The sequence below is a fragment of the Brachybacterium sp. Marseille-Q7125 genome (assembly GCF_023062615.1).
Classification (GTDB): Bacteria; Actinomycetota; Actinomycetes; order Actinomycetales; family Dermabacteraceae; genus Brachybacterium.
This window is the reverse complement of sequence record NZ_JALLAL010000055.1, coordinates 1-17,264: the sequence shown is the minus strand read 5'-3', so window position 1 is coordinate 17,264 and position 17,264 is coordinate 1. Positions and strand designations below refer to the sequence as shown.

Sequence of the window (17,264 nt, the reverse complement as noted above, 5' to 3'; positions counted from 1 at the left end):
GCCCGCTTTCGAGGCCGTCGAGATCTCCGACCTGTCACTGAACGACAACCCCACCCGCGCCATCCGCACACTCCACCGATCAGACCCCCGCCGACCGGGGGTGTTGCTTCGACGCTATGACACCACCCCCTTCTCGGGGCCGACTTCGTAGAGGCCTCCGCAAGATCGAGGAAGCGCTCACGCAGCTCACGCGTCTCGGCCCCTTCTCGGGGCCGACTTCGTAGAGGCTTCCTGATCGTCGCGGACATCGTCCAGTGGGCTCGGTCTCGGCCCCTTCTCGGGGCCGACTTCGTAGAGGCCTGGTCTGCACAGTTTTGGAAGGCGACGGCTGAGGTCTCGGCCCCTTCTCGGGGCCGACTTCGTAGAGGCCTCGATCCGTGGGTTGGGTCGTCAGCGTTGCACTGGGTCTCGGCCCCTTCTCGGGGCCGACTTCGTAGAGGCAAGATCGCCGTCACGCGACGCCGCGATGATCGCGGCAGTCTCGGCCCCTTCTCGGGGCCGACTTCGTAGAGGCTCGCCGAGGGCGGGAGCGACAATCGCGGTGATGACAGTCTCGGCCCCTTCTCGGGGCCGACTTCGTAGAGGCGCGACCTACGGGCGCTCCACCAAGCGCGACAGCGACGTCTCGGCCCCTTCTCGGGGCCGACTTCGTAGAGGCTAGTCCATGTCAGGCAGGAACGAACAAACGAAGGGTCTCGGCCCCTTCTCGGGGCCGACTTCGTAGAGGCTGCCCCGCTGGGCGTGGCGAGTTCGCGTGCTCCCGTCTCGGCCCCTTCTCGGGGCCGACTTCGTAGAGGCCCCAGCGAGATGGAGGCGGCGCTGGACAACCTCGGTCTCGGCCCCTTCTCGGGGCCGACTTCGTAGAGGCCGAACTCGGCCCGCCACGCCCAATCCTCAACACCAGTGGTCTCGGCCCCTTCTCGGGGCCGACTTCGTAGAGGCTCGCGGGCGGGTGTGCTGGATGGTGCTGTGCATGGGTCTCGGCCCCTTCTCGGGGCCGACTTCGTAGAGGCGCCGCCGTAGGCATCGGATTCGCGCTCGGCGTCAGTCTCGGCCCCTTCTCGGGGCCGACTTCGTAGAGGCCTGCGGATGAATGCGACTGAGGTTGCGGCGGCGTAGTCTCGGCTCCTTCTCGGGGCCGACTTCGTAGAGGCGTGAAGCTCGGGGCACGGGTCCGGTACGCCCCTCGGTCTCGGCTCCTTCTCGGAGCCGACTTCGTAGAGGCCGGATCGGTGAGATATGGATGGTGCCGGAGTCCGGTCTCGGCTCCTTCTCGGGGCCGACTTCGTAGAGGCGCGCGCCGACGCGAGCCAAGCACCGAGCCTGCCGTCTCGGCTCCTTCTCGGGGCCGACTTCGTAGAGGCCACCTTCGTGAGCAGCGCTAACCGCATGGCGATGGCAGTCTCGGCTCCTTCTCGGGGCCGACTTCGTAGAGGCTGGTTCGGATCCTGGTTGCCCTGGACGCGATGTGCGGCGTCTCGGCCCCTTCTCGGGGCCGACTTCGTAGAGGCCCCGGTAGCGGCATCTACGAGTCGCCTGACTGCGGTCTCGGCCCCCTCTCGGGGCCGACTTCGTAGAGGCGGCGGCGGCACTCTCGCCAAGGATCTGCGCCTGCCCCGTCTCGGCCCCTTCTCGGGGCTGACTTCGTAGAGGCAAAACGCGGTTGCGGATCGCCGATCCGGAGCACCTAGGCCCGCTTGCTTGCCCGGCTTCCCCCGCTACTTACCTCGGAGTACCGCGGGTGCGAGTCCGCTATGCGGCCTGAGACCCGCACTACGCCGGGGTAAGTGGTGGAGGCAGTGCGCGAAGCGTCCGCAGCATGTGCCCCAAGGCCCTGGCCCGTCCGCTGAGGCCCAGCTCCTCACGCCGGTGGGATCCTCCAACTCCCTCCCGCCCGGCGCACCTCTCCGCTCATGCCCAGCACAGTGGCGCAGTCCTCAAGGCTGAGTTCGAGGTGGATCGCGGTGGCATGCAGCGCCTCGAGCGCGCCGGCTCCGTCGCTGCGGCACTCCTCATAATGCCGACGGATCTGTTCCTCCGCCGCGCCCTGCCCCACGCTCACCTGCGGCGGGAACAGCCGCATCACCGCGAGCGCCGCCTCCCCGTTCTCAGCGCTCGAGGCCGCACACCCGGCTTCGTCCACGTGCACCCAGGCTCCGGCGTCCGCGGCAGGCAGTACGGTGGAGATGACGCAGCAGTCCGTGGACACCCCCGCCACCGTGAACCGTGGCGCGCCCGTCGCACCGGCGCCCCCGGCCCCGTCGGCGCCAAGCGCCGCCTGCAGTTGCGGCCCCCACTTCCCGAACGTCGGCTCGTCGATCGTGGGGTGGACGCTGAGTTCCCGCGCCCCGTCTACCAGCTCGTACAGCGCATTGTCGGCGGGCACGTCCGCGAAGGGCCAGGCCGCGAAGTAGGCACCCCAGCTGGTGGAGCGGTCCGCGGTGGGCAGCCAACGGGTTAGCAGCGTGCGCTCGGGGCCGAACTGGTCGGCGAGCTCGCGGATCCGCGCCCACGCGCCCGGCCAGAACGGCGAGGCCCACTCCGAGGCGGGATCGGCGAAGATCCGCTGTGCGTCGATAATGACGAGCCAGCCGGGATCTTCCGCTGCCCCGATCAGCTCGACGTGCGCCGAGTCCGCAGCCCCGTCGGCCGTCATGTCACCGCACCTCCGCCGTGGCCGCGTACTGCCCCTGCTCCTGGCGGCGGATCGTGCCGCGCCGCGCCACCAGGGTGACCAGGAAGCTCAGCACCAGCGCCACCAGCACGCCCAGGTTCGACCAGGCCCAGTCGCCCTCCTTGCCGCCGAGCGGCCCCAGCAGATAGCCCTGCCAGTTGTTCCACGCCGCCTCCTCGGCGAAGCCGTTGACCACCAGACCCCAGCCGATCACCGAGGCCACCGCCATCGTCAGGATCGAGGTCCAGTCCGCCGAGCCGTAGCGGCCGGAGGCATCGAACAGCGCCGCCTCGTCATAGTCGCGCTTGCGCGTGAGGATGTCGGCGATGAGGATTCCGGCCCAGGATGCGAGCGGCACGCCCAGGGTGATGAGGAAGGACTGGAACGGCCCCAGGAAGTCGGTGGAGAAGAACACCACGAAGATCGTGCCGGCCGTGAGGATCATCCCGTCGATCGCGGCGGCGGCCGGGCGCGGGATGTCGATGCCCAGGCTCAGCAGGGTCAGGCCCGAGGAGTAGATGCCCAGCACCGCGCCGGAGACCAGCGCCAGCAGCGCCGTCAGCCAGAACGGGATCAGCACCCAGATCGGCAGCAGCGTCGCGAGCGCGCCGATCGGGTCCGCGCCCACCGCGTCCATCAGCTCCGGATCCGAGCCGGCCAGCAGCAGACCGAAGATCACCAGGATCACCGGGGCCACCGCCCCGCCCACCGTGTTCCACAGGACGATCGCGCCATCGGACGCCGTGCGCTTCTGGTACCGCGACCAGTCCGCCGCAATGTTGATCCAGCCCAGCCCGAATCCGGTCATCACCATCACCAGTGCGCCGATCACCGCCTGCGACGAGCCGTGCGGGATTGCCATCACCGCGTCCAAGTCCACGTGCGGCAGGGTCAGCACGATGTACAGGATCGTCACCAGGCCCGTGACCCAGGTGAGGATCGACTGCATCTTCATGATCGTGTGATAGCCCGCGACCGACGCCGCGACGATCAGCGCCGCCACGAACACCGTGGCCACCACCAGCACCAGCGTTCCGCTGGGCAGGCCCATCGCGGAGAACACGGTGGCGGTGGCCAGCACCGCCATGATCGCCAGGAACGTCTCCCAGCCGATCGAGGTCAGCCACGACACGATGCCCGGCACCTTCTGCCCGTGCACCCCGAATGCCGCGCGCGAGAGCACCATGGTGGGCGCGCTGCCCCGCTTGCCGGCAATCGCGATCAGTCCGCACAGGAGGAACGAGACCGTGATGCCGATCGCCGCGACGATCGTGGCCTGGATGAAGGAGATCCCGAAGCCCAGCACAAAGGAGCCGTAGCTCATGCCGAACACGGACACGTTCGCCGCGAACCACGGCCAGAACAGATCGCGCGGACGCGCTGTGCGCTCCGATTCGGCGATCACCTCGATGCCGGTGTGCTCGATGACGCCGCTGCTGCGCGACTCGGTGGTGGGGGAGGGGGATGACATGGACGCTCCAGAGGGAACGGGTCGGCCGGGCCGACGGGGCGGGGGCAGGGATGGGCAGAAGTCTCCCACGACCCAGCGCACGGCGCGGCCAGGGCCGACGCACAGCGCGTCGCCCTCGCCACCCAGCACCTCCAGCTCCCCGCGCAGCACCCTCACCTCTCCTCCGCGCAGACGCGTCCTCACCTCTCCTCCGCGCAGACGGCGACGTTTTTGTGGGAATGAGTGCCGGATTCCCACGACAACGTAGCCGTCTTGGCAGAAATGGGCGCCGGGAGAGGGCCGACGGGGAGTGTCCGGTTCAGCCTGTGGTCTGTGCTGGTCCAGTGCGGACCGGGCTCGTAGCCTCGGCCCATGGATCCCGCCGACGTCACCCCCGTGCCCTCGCGCTACCTGCACGGATACAGCTCTCCAGTGCTCACCAGCCACCGCGAGCGCACAGCGGCGAACTCTGCCGGGCATCTGCTGCCGCACCTGCGCCCGGGCCTCGAGCTACTGGATGTGGGCAGCGGCGCCGGCACCATCGCCGCGGATCTCGCACGCATCGTCGGCCCCGAGCACCTCACGGCGATCGAGGTCAGTGAGGAGGCTGCGGCGATCACCCGCGCGGAACTCGGCCGCCAGGGCGTCGCCGGATCGCGCGTCGTGGTGGGGGACGCCCGTGCTCTGCCCTTCGCGGACGCTACGTTCGATGTGGTCCATGTCCACCAGGTCCTCCAGCACATCCCGGAGCCGGTGCAGGCGCTGCGGGAGATCCGACGGGTGCTGCACCCCGGCGGGCTTGCCGCGGTGCGCGAGAGCGATTACGAGGGGTTCCGCTGGTGGCCCGACAGCCCCGGCCTGGACCGCTGGCGCGAGCTGTACCTCAAGGCTGCGCGGGCCGGCGGCGGCACCCCCGATGCGGGCAGGCGCCTGCTCACCTGGGCGCGGGAGGCAGGGTTCGGTGAGGTCACCCCGAGCTCCTCGACCACGCTGTATGCCACGGCCGAGGGGCGGGCCGCCTGGGGTGGCGCCTGGGCGGGACGCGTGCTCGCCCCGCCGCTGGCCACCACACTGCGTGAACTCGACCTGACGGACCAGCCCCAGCTCGAAGAGCTTTCCTGTGCCTGGACCGCCTGGTCTGAGGAGTCCGATGGGTGGTTCTCGCTCCTGCACGGTGAGATCCTGGCCCGGTACTAGCCAGTCGTTGGCCCACCCCTACGATCTAGGTGAAAGCTGAACTACCTCGGGAGGATCTCATGAGCCTGACCAACACCATCCTGCGCGCCGTCCCCGGCGCTTTCATCCTCAACTCCGGCATTGGCAAGCTCGGCATGGATGCGGAGACCGCCGCGGGCCTGCAGCAGATGGCGAAGAACGGCGTCCCGGCGCTGGGTGATCTCACCCCTGAGCAGTTCGCGAAGTTCCTCAGCTATGGCGAGATCGCAGTGGGCGCGGCCCTGCTGCTGCCCTTCGTCCCCACCCGCGTGGCCGGCCTTGCGCTCGCCGGATTCTCCGGCTCCATGGTCTCGATGTACCTGCGCACCCCCGGCATGACCGAGTCCGACGGCGTGCGCCCCACGCAGGACGGCATCTCCGTGGCGAAGGACTCCTGGATGCTCGCGATCGCTGCGGCGCTGGTCCTGAACCAGTCCGATAAGCGCTCCGCGCTGCAGAAGCTCGCCGACGCCCGCCGCCGCAAGGACGCCTGACCCCGTCGGCCACACCTTTCCCTCGCGCAGACGGGCGCACCCTCAACCCCGGGGGCGCCCCACCTCTCCTTCGCGCAGACGGCTACGTTTTCGTGGAAATTCGGACCGGATTTCCACGAAAACGTAGCCGTTTTGGCTGAGAGGGGCGCCGAGAGGGGGTGACGGGACGCGCTCGGGAAGGGCGCGACGGGTGTCAGATGGCGTGGAGTTCGTCGATCATCGTCTGGAGGTCCGCGACCTGCTGGTCATGCCCGACGGCCGCGCCGCCGTCGAACACCGCCGGGCCATCCGGGGTCTCCACGACGATGGTCACCTTGCGCCAGGCGCTCACCGTGTGCAGCAGCGCAGTATCTGAGATCGCCGCATCGCCCTGGATCAGCCACGCGTCCGTGCCGTCCACGGAGATCTGCTCCTCCCGATAGTTCGAGAGGTCCACCGGGCTGTCGTACAGCTCCTCGGCATCATCCGTGGTCAGGGAGCACTGGAAAATTGCGCGGGCCGCCTCCTGCGCCCCCGGGTACTCGCCCTCCTCCTCGGGCCAGCTCACCGCGCCCACACCCACCACGGTGTACCAGCCGGACTCCACGGGCTGGTCGATGAAGGACATGTCGGTGGCGTAGGGGGTCTGCGAGTACCAGTTCGTCCCGGTGTTCCAGTCCTCCGGGACGGGAACCTCCAGGCCACCGCCGCGCAGCACCCCCTCGGCCTGCTCGGTGGTCACCTCGTTGTCCACCAGCGTGCAGTCCGTGGTGGGCTTCTCTAGCAGCGTCTGCTCACCGGACTCCGGCTCGGCGCTCGGGTCATCGGTGGGCGTGTACTCGGGGTGCTTCGAGGTCTCCGGATCCTCTGCCGGCTCCTCCTGGGACGTCGGGTCCTTCGCGGTGGGGTCAGCCGAACCGCCCGAGAGCACGGTCTGCCACAGCACGAGCGCCCCCACGCCCAGCAGAATCACGAGGAACACGCCGCCGCCGATGATCGCGGCGAGCAGCGGGCCCTTGCCCCGGCCACCTCCCCCCGAACCTCCCGGGGCCGACGGGCGCGGTGCCGGACCAGGGCTGTCCCACGGGCTCTGGCCGCCGCCCTCGCCGCCCCCGCCGGAGGAGCCTCCGGCGCTGAAATCCGGCAGGCCCGAGGAGCTACCGCCGCTGCGGGATCCGCCGGAGAAGTCGGGCAGTCCGCCCCCGGAGCTCTGGGCGTTGTTGTTCATGGTGCCTCCGCGCCGCATCGTCCGGCCCGCGACCCACCCGCGGACCACGGCTCACCCTAGCGGGCAGCAAGCCGACGGCGCCCCTGTCGACCCCACCACATTTACGCAACTCCGGAGTGGCGAAAACCGGTCAGGTAAGGCTAACCTCATCGGCGTCCTTCCCCTCCGGGTGCCCCGCCCGGTCCCGCATCACAGAAAGTCCGCACATGACCTCGATCTCCCGCCCCGCGATCTCCCGCCGCCACCTCGGCTCGCTCGGCCTCGCCGGCACCCTCGGGCTAGCGCTCGCCGCCTGCGGCACCCCCGACTCCACCGACGCCGACAGCTCCGGCAGCAGTGACGGCAGCAGTGACGCCACAACCGTCGAGATCGAAGACAACCTCGGCACCCAGAAGGTCCCGGTCCCGCCGCAGTCCGTCGTCGCCACCGACAACCGCACCTTCGAGACCCTCGCCGACTGGGGCGTCACCCTCAGCGCTGCCGCGCGCGCCCTGATGCCCTCGACGAACCCCCTCAAGGGCGACGAATCCATCATCGACCTGGGCAACCACCGCGAGCCCAACCTCGAAGCCGTCGTCGCCGCCGAGCCGGACCTCATCATCAACGGGCAGCGCTTCGCCCAGTACCACGACGACTTCGTGAAATACGCGCCGGACGCCGTCGTGCTCGAGCTCGACCCGCGCGAGGACCAGCCCTTCGCCGACGAGCTCAAGCGCCAGGTCGCCGTGCTCGGCGAGATCTTCGACAAGCAGTCCGAGGCCGAGGCCCTTGGCACCGACCTGGACGCCGCCATGGAGCGCGTGAAGAGCGCCTACGACGGCTCCTCCACCGTCATGGCCGTGAACACCTCCGGCGGCGAGATCGGCTACATCGCCCCCGGCGTGGGCCGCGCCCTGGGCTGGACCTTCGAGGCGCTCGGGCTCGTCCCCGCGCTCGAGGTCGAGGGCGCGAGCGACGACCACCAGGGCGACGACATCTCCGTCGAGGCCATCGCCGACTCGAACCCCGACTGGATCCTGGTGATGGACCGCGACGCGGCCATCTCCGCCGACGACCCGGAGTACAAGCCCGCCAACGAGCTGCTGGACTCCTCCGAGGCGCTCGCTGGCGTCACCGCCGTGGCGGAGGGCAACATCGTGTACATGCCCGCGGACACGTACACCAACGAGTCGATCCAGACCTACACCGAGTTCTTCGACCAGTTCGCGGACGCGCTCGAGGGCAAGGCCTCCTGATCACGTCCGTCTACGTCGACCGCCGCACGGCGGGCAGGGCCCTCGGGGCCCCGCCCGCCGTGCGGCCTGTGACCGTCCGGCGCCCGTTCCTCGCCGGTCCCGCCCAGGAGTTCTGATGTCCCGCCCCGTCCCCGCCACGCCCTCGGAGCCCGCCCCGGCAGCTCCGTCGGCGCCCCCGACGGCCGATCCGCCGACGCGCCGCCGGCGCGACCGCCTGATCGACGGCAAGCTCGTGATCGGCATCGTGCTGGTCGCGCTGCTGCTGCTCGCCTCGCTGCTGACCGGTGCCTACGACATCTTCGGCGCCGACGACGGCGCCCAGATGTTCGCGATCACCCGCATCCCCCGCACCATCGCGCTCGTCCTCGCCGGCGCCGCGATGTCGATGTCCGGGCTGATCATGCAGCTGATGACCCAGAACCGCTTCGTCGAGCCCACCACCACGGGCACCACCGAGTGGGCGGGGCTGGGGCTGATCCTGATGATGGTGCTGGTGCCCGGCGCTGGCCTGCTCGCGAAGATGAGCGTCGCGATCGTCTTCTCCTTCATCGGCACGATGGTGTTCTTCCTGTTCCTGCGGAAGGTGACGCTGCGCAGCTCCCTGATCGTGCCGATCATCGGCATCATGCTCGGCGCGGTCATCGGCTCCGTCTCAACCTTCGTCGCCCTCCAGTTCGACGCGCTGCAGAACCTCGGCGTGTGGTTCGCCGGCTCCTTCACCTCCGTGCTGCGCGGCAGCTACGAGGTGCTGTGGATCGTGCTGATCGTGGGGATCGCGGTGTTCCTGGTCGCGGACCGCCTCACCGTGATCGGCCTCGGCCAGGACATCGCCACCAACGTCGGCGTGAACTACCAGCGGGTGCTGCTGCTGGGCACCGGGCTCGTCGCGATCGCGACCGGCGTGGTCACCGTGGTGGTGGGGAACCTGCCCTTCCTGGGCCTGATCGTCCCGAACGTCGTCTCGCTCATCCGCGGCGACGACCTGCGCTCGAACCTGCCGTGGGTGTGCCTGCTCGGCATCGCGATCGTCACCATCTGCGACCTGATCGGGCGCACGATCATCATGCCGTTCGAGGTGCCGGTCTCGCTGATCCTCGGAATCGTCGGCGCGGTCGTGTTCATCGCCCTGCTCGTGAGGCAGCGTCGACATGTCTGAGCGCAGCCCCGAAACCCAGCGCGAGCCCGCGGACCATCGGCCCTCCGCGGGCGGCACTCGCGCGAGCGGCACCCCAGCGCGTCGTATCCCGGCGCGCCGCCCCGGCAGCACCGCCGTCGTTCCAGGGCGCCGCCTGGACGCCGTGCCCGATGAAGCACCGTCGGGCGTCGGCACTTCCCCAGGGGACCTCGTCGGCGACCTCGACATCATCGGTGCCCCGCGCTCCGTGCGCTCCTCCTCGGGCGCGTTCCCCGACCCCCGCGGTCATCGCCGCTACCGCATCGCCCTGATCGGCCTGATCATCCTCGCCGTCGCGATCGCCGGCGGCATGCTCACCCTGGACAACCCCATGCCCATCGGCACCCGTGGCTTCTGGCTGATCGCCGAGATGCGCGCGACCTCGCTGGTGGTGATGGCGGTGGTGGCCCTCTGTCAGGCGGTCGCCACGATCACGTTCCAGACCATCACCACCAACCGCATCATCACCCCGTCGATCATGGGCTTCGAATCCCTGTACCGGGTGATCCAGACCGGTGCGGTGTACTTCCTCGGCGTCGCCGGGGTAGTCGCGCTGCAGGGCACCACTCAGTTCCTGCTGCAGGTCGTGGCGATGGTGGGGCTCTCCGTGCTGCTGTACGGCTGGCTGCTGCGCGGCAAGTATGCGAACATCCAGGTCATGCTGCTGGTGGGCATCATCATCGGCGGCGGCATGGGGGCGGTGTCGACCTTCATGCAGCGCCTGCTGACCCCCAGCGAGTTCGACGTCCTCGCCGCCCGCCTGTTCGGCTCGGTGACCAACGCGAGCTTCGAGTACCTCCCCTACGCGATCCCGCTGGTGCTCATCGCCACCGCCCTGATCTGGCTGAACGCCCGGCGGCTGAACGTCATCGCGCTAGGGCGGGATGTGTGCATCAACGTGGGCGTGGACCACGGCCGCCAGACGATCTACATGCTCGTGCTGGTCTCGGTGCTGATGGCCGTCTCCACCGCGCTCGTGGGGCCGATGACGTTCTTCGGGTTCCTGGTGGCTACGCTGACCTACCAGATCGCCGGCACGCACGACCACCGCCTGCTGCTGCCTGTCGGGGCGCTGGCCGGATTCGTCATCCTCGCCGGCGCCTACTTCGTCATGCAGCACGTGTTCTACGCGCAGGGCGTGGTCTCCATCATCATCGAGTTCGTGGGCGGCTGCGTGTTCCTCGCCGTCGTCATGAGGAAGGGACGCCTGTGATCCACGTCGACCAGGTGCGCAAGACCTACACCTCCGACACCGGCACCGTCACCATCGGCCCGGTGAGCGTGGACATTCCCGCCGGCGGGGTCACCGCCCTGGTGGGCCCCAACGGCGCCGGGAAATCCACTCTGCTGACCATGATCGGGCGTCTGCTCGGGATCGACGAGGGCGTCATCGAAGTGGCCGGGTACGACGTGTCCAGCACCGCCAGTGCGGACCTCGCCCGGATCCTCTCGGTGCTGCGGCAGGAGAACCACTTCATCACGCGCCTCACCGTGCGGCAGCTCGTGGGCTTCGGCCGCTTCCCCTACTCCAAGGGGCGCCTGACACGGCTGGATGAGCACAAGATCTCCGAGGCCATCGACTTTCTGAACCTCGGGGACCTCGAGGACCGGTACCTCGACCAGCTCTCCGGCGGGCAGCGCCAGCGAGCGTACGTGGCGATGGTGCTGGCGCAGGACACCGAGTACGTGCTGCTCGACGAGCCGCTGAACAACCTCGACATGCGCCACAGCGTGCAGATGATGGGGCGCCTGCGCGACGCCGCCCGTCAGCTGGGCCGCACCATCGTGGTGGTGCTGCATGACATCAACTTTGCCGCCCACTACGCCGATGCGATCGTCGCGATGAAGGACGGGGATGTGGTGCAGTCCGGGCCCGTGGAGCAGATCATGGACGCCGCGGTGCTCACACACGTGTTCGACACCCCCGTGCAGGTCATCGACGGGCCGACGGGCAAGCTCGCGGTGTACTACTGAGCCTGGGGGCGGGGGTGCGGTGTATTTGTGGGTTCTGAAGCTCTTCAGAGCCCCGTACTACCGGTGGCTCCGCCAGCCCGTGACGCCCACGGAGCTGCGCGAGGCCTACCGCCCTAACGCCCTGCATGACGCTCACCTGGATGACCCTGAGTTCGGCTCCCGCCTCCTGGACGATGAGGCCGCTGGCGCTGGGGAGGGATGTGTGATCGCACCTCGTGGAGGATTTGCCACGACAACCAGTGGTTCTCCATGTCCGGCATCAAACGGGGGAAGAACGGCAAGCGCCCCGGGCCTGCGGTCCACGACGACCTCGTCGAGCGGGACTCCACCGCCGATGACGTCAACGAACTGTGGCTCACCGACATTCCCCCGCTGCGCGCTCCGCGCATCATCGCAGCGGGTGGTGCCCCCTCTGAGCATCCCACTGACGAGGGCAAGCTCTACCTGTGCGCGGTCAAGGACGCGTTCTCCGGACGGATCGTGGGCTACTCGATCGACTCACGGATGAAAGCCCGCCTGGCCGTAAACGCCCTGAACAGCGCCGCTGCCCGACGCGAGGACGTGGCCGGGTGCATCGTCCACTCCGACCGCGGGTCCCAGTTCCGAGCCCGGTCATTCACCCACGCCCTGGACCAGTACCACCTCATCGGCTCCATGGGCCAGGTCGGTGCCGCCGGTGACAACACCGCGATGGAATCGTTCTTCGCACTACTGCAGAAGAACGTCCTGAACCGTCAGCGGTGGCGCACCCGGGAAGAGCTCCGCGTCGCCATCATTCCCCCGCAAGCGGGAGGTACCCCCTCCTGGACCGAGCGGACCTACCACCGGCGCCGACGGCAGGCCCGACTGGGCCGGTTGACCCCCATCGAACACGAGACCATCATGAGCCCCGCCGTGACACTCGCGGCCTAACACCCCGACTGCCAACTATCCGCGCAGCAGTCCCGTCTTTATGACTAGCCTCGAGATTTCACGGGGGTGTGGTCTCGCCCGACGGACGGCATAAAGAAAGGTGCTCCTGGCCTGGGATGATACGGGGTGTTGAGTCTCGTAATCCCTGGCCGGAAGGAGCACCTTTCAGGTGTCCCACCCTACCTTGTTCTTCTACCCCCGTCCGCGCGTGGACATCGCTGAGGTCCCGGCGGCCGCGCATGCGGGCGCGGTGCTGCTGACCGGCACGATCCACGCCACCGGCCTCGCCCCTTCGCTGCGTGAAGCTCTGGATCCGTGGACGAAGCCACTGGCCGAGCATCACGCCTCGAAGGTCCTGCTGGACCTCGCGATGACTCTCGCGATCGGCGGCGAGCACGCTTCGGATACTGATCTGCTGCGATGCGAACCGGGACTGTTCGGAGACGTCGCCTCGGCCCCAACGATCTCCAGGAACCTGACCACGCTGGCCGAGGACGCGCCCGCCGTGGTCGAGGCGATCTCCCAGGCCCGCCGCATCGCGCGGGAACGGGCCTGGGCACTGGCCGGCGACCACTCCCCGGTCCGCAGGGTCAGTGCGCAGAATCCGCTGGTCATCGACCTCGACGCCACCCTGATCAACGTCCACAGCGAGAAGGAGCAGGCTGCACCGACGTTCAAACGCGGCTTCGGTTACCACCCACTGTGCGCTTTCCTGGACCACGGCAGCGAAGGAACCGGGGAACCGCTGGCGATCCACCTGCGCCCCGGCAACGCCGGTTCCAACACCGCCGCCGATCACATCACCATCACCAGGCAGGCCCTTGCGCAGCTCCCGGCTGGTCTGCTCTCCTCCGGCGGAAGGGGGTCGAAGAAGATCCTGATCCGCACCGACGGAGCCGGTGGCACCAAGGACTTCGTCAAGTGGCTGACCGGGCAGCGTCTGGCCTACTCAGTCGGGTTCACCCTCCCCGCGAACGCTCCCGACCTGCTGGAACGTATCGATGAGGCGAAGACGTGGACTCCTGCCTACGACACCGACACCGACGGGATCCGCGACGGAGCATGGGTCGCGGAACTGACCGGGCTGCTGGATCTTCAGGGTTGGCCGCCCGGGATGCGGGTGATCGTGCGGAAGGAACGTCCTCATCCTGGGGCGCAGCTGCGGATCACCGATCACGAGGGGATGCGCATCACCGCGTTCGCGACCAACACCCCGCGCGGCCAACTTCCCGTGCTCGAGCTGCGACACCGCCGCCGCGCACGATGCGAAGACCGGATCCGCAACGCCAAGGACATGGGCTTGATGAAGTTCCCGCTGCAGGGCTTCGCGCAGAACCAGGTCTGGTGCCAGATCATCCAGCTCGCTTGCGAGCTCGTCGCCTGGATGCAGACCATCGCGCTGACCGGCCATGATGCGCGGAAGTGGGAGCCCAAACGGCTCCGCGCACGGCTGTTCGAGATCCCCGCGACCCTCGTGCGCCGCAGCCGGCACAACCTCCTCCACCTCGCCCAGCACGCTCCCGAAGCCCGCACCGTCCTAACCGGCGTCAACCGGCTCCGCATTGCCGTCGCGCAGACCTGATCCGGCAAGGCCGCCCGTCCCTACGACCAGCAGCATCTCTTCTCGGGAGTGGAACCCGACCGCCCGCAACGGACACTGCGACGATCTGTCATACCCGGATGCCAGAATCAGCAGCTGAACACCGGCAACGACGCCGACCGCGACCGCTCACCAGCCCGATGAAAGATCGAGGCTAGTACTTTGGAATGAAGTTGAAGCGACCCCTTGTGTTGGCAAAACTGACTTGCTAGGTTCGAGTCACCACAGCCCGAGAATATTCGCATGCTCCTCAATGGTTCAAACTACATCTGCAAAGCCGCGCGGTGGAAGTTTGTGCGATCCGTTCTAGAAGAGGGCGGTTTAGTAGGAGCTACCAAGGAGGCGAGAGCGATGGCGGTCAAATATACTCTAGCTTACGATGGGCATTGTGCATTTTGTGAAGACACGGCGAGGGCGGTGTCGGACCAGACTGGTGGCGACCTTCGAGTGGTCCCTCTGCAGTCCGCGTATGTACGTGACGCGCACAAGGCTCTAAATACCCCCGTCCCTAATGCGCCGGTGTTAATCAAGGAGCTTGCGGGCGGTGGGAAGAAGACGTATATGGGAGCGAAGCTGAGCGCTGAACTCTTCAATGCCTTTGGCATTGGAAAGTCGTACCGCATGCTTCGCGCCATCGGTGAGGCGAAGAACGGGGGAGGGTCTCGCCTTCTTTCGAGAAGCGGGTTTTTAAAGCGATCGCTGGACTTGGGGTCGTATCGATGGCGACATTCGCCGGGAGTCCCGCAGTGGCCAAAGGCCCGAAGTGGCTTCAGGATGCTGACGTCGAGTCAAAGACGGAATTGTCGGAAGCTGAGGCGCGAGATGCAATCGACGAGTGCCTGAGCTTGTCGGAATCGCGCCTCATTGAGGAACGAAAGGATGTCCTGATAAGCGCTGGCTTGCTGAGGCGTGAACAGCCTGAATCTTATAAGGCAAATCGATTCAGTCTGGCCAGCGGTGCCGTGCGTACTTCTGCGGTCGCGATTTTCGGTGAACTGTATATCGTTGTCCATCACTATGTCTCGGCTAATAATGAGGAGCATGTAGCTGCGCGGGCCTTCTATCTCGAGACCAAGGGTGATGACCCGGAAATTCTTCACTGCCTGTTCGACAAGCTAGATGATGGGGTCGCCCCAACCGCACTTTCAGAAGTGTCGTCTATCGGCACTCAAGAAGGTCGAGTAACGATGGCTTCGAAGTGCACTCAGTCTCAATGTATGGATCGGAATCGATGCTATCGATGCAACTGCAAGAAGCATAACGCCAAGTGTATCGGAAAGTGCTGTCACGGCTGTGTGGCAGCCTGTTTTGCGGGGCCTAAGCCCTGTATTGCTTGTGCGCTGGTCGCGTGTGCAGCATGCGTTGAGTGGTTCGGCGATTGCTGCCTGGAGAGCAAGTGTGAACGGTATGCGTCGAAGACGTGCTGAGGCAGGTTGACCAGTTCGATGTTATGATGACGTAAGCTTCAGGAGTGTCTTCAATATGCGTGTATTCCTCTTTTTGGCCCTATCTGTCGTGCTTTTAAGTGGATGGTTCTGGGTTGATCCAGTAGGGCTCTGGGAGGGTAGTCTTCGAGTTGTCGGCGTAGGGCTGATCGCTCTAGGGCAGCTGAAAAATATATCCGGCGCCTTTAGGGTTGCGCGTTTATGTTTGCGTGGATCACTTGTTGCTGCCCTCACCCTGTGGGTTATCGAACTGGTGCGCATAGACGGTGGGCATCCGATTGGTGATCACACGTTTTCAGTGATGCTAGGCATTGGTTCGATCATCTGCTTGACGCAATTGGGGAAGCGTGGGCGCGAGAATCGGCAAATGTCGCCGGGCTCCAGTGCGTAGCAGCCCCGCCACCGCGCTGTCCTTGCTGAGGTGAAACCGGCTCTGACCAGGCCCGGGCGGTCCTGCCCCGCCCCGGCCGGCGCAGGGCTCCAGCGCCCGGACCGTGGATGTGCACGGGTGTCTGGAATGGTCCGGATCTTTTCCCTATCCTGCGTGGACAGTCCATGAGCGAGGGGGAGAGGGATGTCGTACGCAGATGGATCCGGGGAGCGCGTCGCGGGAGACGTCGCGCGCTCGGCAGGGGCCGGACTGGTGGCCGTGGCGCTCGGCGGCCTCCTCACGGGGATGCTGGCCGGGGGGCAGCTCGAGTCGCCGCTCGAGCCGCCGCAGCCTTGGGGCATCGGGGTGGTCCTCACGGTCGCAGCGATGACCGCGCTCTCGTACCGCCACGTCGGGGCGCTGGTCACCTCGGGTGCGGTGCTCTCGGCGATTGGGGCCGTCCAGCTCGTCGTCGCACAGGGGCTGGAACTGCTGGACGTGGAGGCGCATTCCACCTACTCCCTCCTGGTGAGTGCGGCGTTCGTCCTGGGAGCGGGGTGCGTGCTCCTGGGGGCCGGTGCGGGATGGGCGCATGCGCGGTCCGGCCACGGGGGGAGGTGGGCGCAGTACGAGGGGCTGCGGCTGCTCGGCGCGGTCGTCGGCGGCGGTCTCGCGACGGGACTGTTCTTCTCGCTCTCGCCGCTGCTGGTGCCCGGGGATCTCGACGCCTTCGCCGACCTGTGGTGGATCCTGCCGGTCTGCGCCGTTGCGGCGCTCGCCCTCGGCGCGGTGCTGGCGCTCTCCCCGACCGGCGTGCTGCCGGCGCTGATCGGGCTCGTCGTGCTCCAGGTCCTGGACGGGGAGAGCGTCTGGACCGGACCGGTCATGTCGCTCGGCATCGTGCTGCTCGCGGCCGCCGCCCACTTCATCGGACCCGTGGGCGAGCCCGAGGAGAGCGGGAGCAGCGGCGCGGCGTGGGACGACTGGATCTCCGGGAAGCGCGCCGACACCCCGGGGTGACGTCCCCGATCGCGACGACCGGCAGCATCGTCGCCCGCACCAGCGTCGGGTAGCCGTCCACGCCCAGCGGCTCCCGGCCGGAGTCCTTCGTGGGGGTGAGGCGGAGCGGCCCGGCACCGAGATAGTCGAGGTCGAAGGCGACGCCGGCCGTGAGCTGGGCCGCACCATCGTGGTGGTGCTGCACGACATCAACTTCGCCGCCCACTACGCCGATGCGATCGTCGCGATGAAGGACGGGGACGTGGTGCAGTCCGGGTCCGTGGAGCAGATCATGGACGCCGCGGTGCTCACCCACGTGTTCGACACCCCCGTGCAGGTCATCGACGGTCCGACGGGCAAGCTCGCGGTGTACTACTGAGGTAGGGGCGGGGCGGGCGGGGCGGCGGCGGCCCGGGCCCCGGGCAGGGCGGCGCCCCGCCCCCGGCCCCCCCCCTCCCCCCCCCGCCCCGGCCCTCCCCCGCCCCCTTCCCCCCCCGCCCCGGCCCCCCCCCGCC

General features: G+C 67.8%; 12 protein-coding genes, 2 pseudogenes and 1 CRISPR repeat array. Of the genes and pseudogenes, 10 read left to right on the top strand and 4 right to left on the bottom strand.

Going from position 1 to position 17,264, the window contains the following annotated elements:
* Nucleotides 1–119: 119 nt before the first annotated feature.
* A CRISPR array of direct repeats spans nt 120–1,654; the repeat unit is 36 nt; unit sequence GTCTCGGCCCCTTCTCGGGGCCGACTTCGTAGAGGC.
* A 207-nt stretch (nt 1,655–1,861) separates the two neighbouring features.
* Entirely contained in the window at nt 1,862–2,656 is a 795-nt protein-coding gene (locus MU407_RS11965) for an isochorismatase family protein (RefSeq protein WP_348648031.1), read from the bottom strand.
* A gap of 1 nt (nt 2,657) precedes the next feature.
* On the bottom strand, nt 2,658–4,145 hold the full coding sequence (locus MU407_RS11960; RefSeq protein ID WP_246957774.1) for a cytosine permease: 1,488 nt from the start codon (nt 4,143–4,145) through the stop codon (nt 2,658–2,660).
* Nucleotides 4,146–4,496: 351 nt separating this feature from the next.
* Between MU407_RS11960 and MU407_RS11955 the strand changes: the two genes are divergently transcribed.
* On the top strand, nt 4,497–5,321 hold the full coding sequence (locus MU407_RS11955) for a methyltransferase domain-containing protein (protein ID WP_246957769.1): 825 nt from the start codon (nt 4,497–4,499) through the stop codon (nt 5,319–5,321).
* Between the two features lie 59 nt (nt 5,322–5,380).
* Nucleotides 5,381–5,833, top strand: a complete 453-nt coding sequence (locus MU407_RS11950; RefSeq protein ID WP_246957767.1) for a DoxX family membrane protein — start codon at nt 5,381–5,383, stop codon at nt 5,831–5,833.
* 193 nt (nt 5,834–6,026) lie between these two features.
* On the opposite strand, the gene MU407_RS11945 is transcribed toward MU407_RS11950, so the two are convergent.
* Nucleotides 6,027–7,040: a hypothetical protein gene (locus MU407_RS11945; RefSeq protein WP_246957765.1), complete on the bottom strand. Its 1,014-nt coding sequence runs from the start codon at nt 7,038–7,040 to the stop codon at nt 6,027–6,029.
* A gap of 206 nt (nt 7,041–7,246) precedes the next feature.
* Here MU407_RS11945 and MU407_RS11940 point away from each other — a divergent pair, with 206 nt between their 5' ends.
* The 7 genes and pseudogenes from MU407_RS11940 (at nt 7,247) to MU407_RS11910 (ending at nt 16,770) form a co-directional block, all read left to right on the top strand.
* Complete coding sequence (locus MU407_RS11940) at nt 7,247–8,275, top strand: ABC transporter substrate-binding protein (protein WP_102235710.1); 1,029 nt, start codon at nt 7,247–7,249, stop codon at nt 8,273–8,275.
* 115 nt (nt 8,276–8,390) lie between these two features.
* Nucleotides 8,391–9,431 (top strand): iron chelate uptake ABC transporter family permease subunit, encoded by a 1,041-nt coding sequence (locus MU407_RS11935; protein WP_102235711.1) that lies wholly within the window; start codon nt 8,391–8,393, stop codon nt 9,429–9,431.
* Complete coding sequence (locus MU407_RS11930) at nt 9,424–10,662, top strand: iron chelate uptake ABC transporter family permease subunit (RefSeq protein WP_246957763.1); 1,239 nt, start codon at nt 9,424–9,426, stop codon at nt 10,660–10,662. Before MU407_RS11935 ends, MU407_RS11930 begins: the two co-directional genes overlap by 8 nt.
* Complete coding sequence (locus tag MU407_RS11925; protein ID WP_348648030.1) at nt 10,659–11,423, top strand: ATP-binding cassette domain-containing protein; 765 nt, start codon at nt 10,659–10,661, stop codon at nt 11,421–11,423. The genes MU407_RS11930 and MU407_RS11925 overlap by 4 nt, the downstream gene beginning before the upstream one ends.
* Before the next feature lie 55 nt (nt 11,424–11,478).
* Nucleotides 11,479–12,335, top strand: a pseudogene (locus tag MU407_RS11920) (DDE-type integrase/transposase/recombinase); the annotation flags it as partial.
* Between the two features lie 184 nt (nt 12,336–12,519).
* Complete coding sequence (locus MU407_RS11915; RefSeq protein WP_246957775.1) at nt 12,520–13,917, top strand: IS1380 family transposase; 1,398 nt, start codon at nt 12,520–12,522, stop codon at nt 13,915–13,917.
* 2,037 nt (nt 13,918–15,954) lie between these two features.
* Nucleotides 15,955–16,770: a hypothetical protein gene (locus MU407_RS11910; protein ID WP_246957761.1), complete on the top strand. Its 816-nt coding sequence runs from the start codon at nt 15,955–15,957 to the stop codon at nt 16,768–16,770.
* Here the strand turns inward: MU407_RS11910 and MU407_RS14510 are convergent.
* The gene (locus tag MU407_RS14510; RefSeq protein ID WP_233190655.1) at nt 16,676–16,954 is read right to left on the bottom strand and encodes a thiamine phosphate synthase; all 279 of its coding nucleotides are present in this window, start codon (nt 16,952–16,954) and stop codon (nt 16,676–16,678) included. The two genes, MU407_RS11910 and MU407_RS14510, sit on opposite strands and share 95 nt — an antisense overlap.
* On the opposite strand from MU407_RS14510, the pseudogene MU407_RS11900 reads away from it, so the two are divergent.
* Nucleotides 16,913–17,128 (top strand): annotated as a pseudogene (locus MU407_RS11900) (iron ABC transporter ATP-binding protein); the annotation flags it as partial. The gene MU407_RS14510 and the pseudogene MU407_RS11900 overlap by 42 nt on opposite strands.
* Between the last annotated feature and the right edge of the window lie 136 nt (nt 17,129–17,264).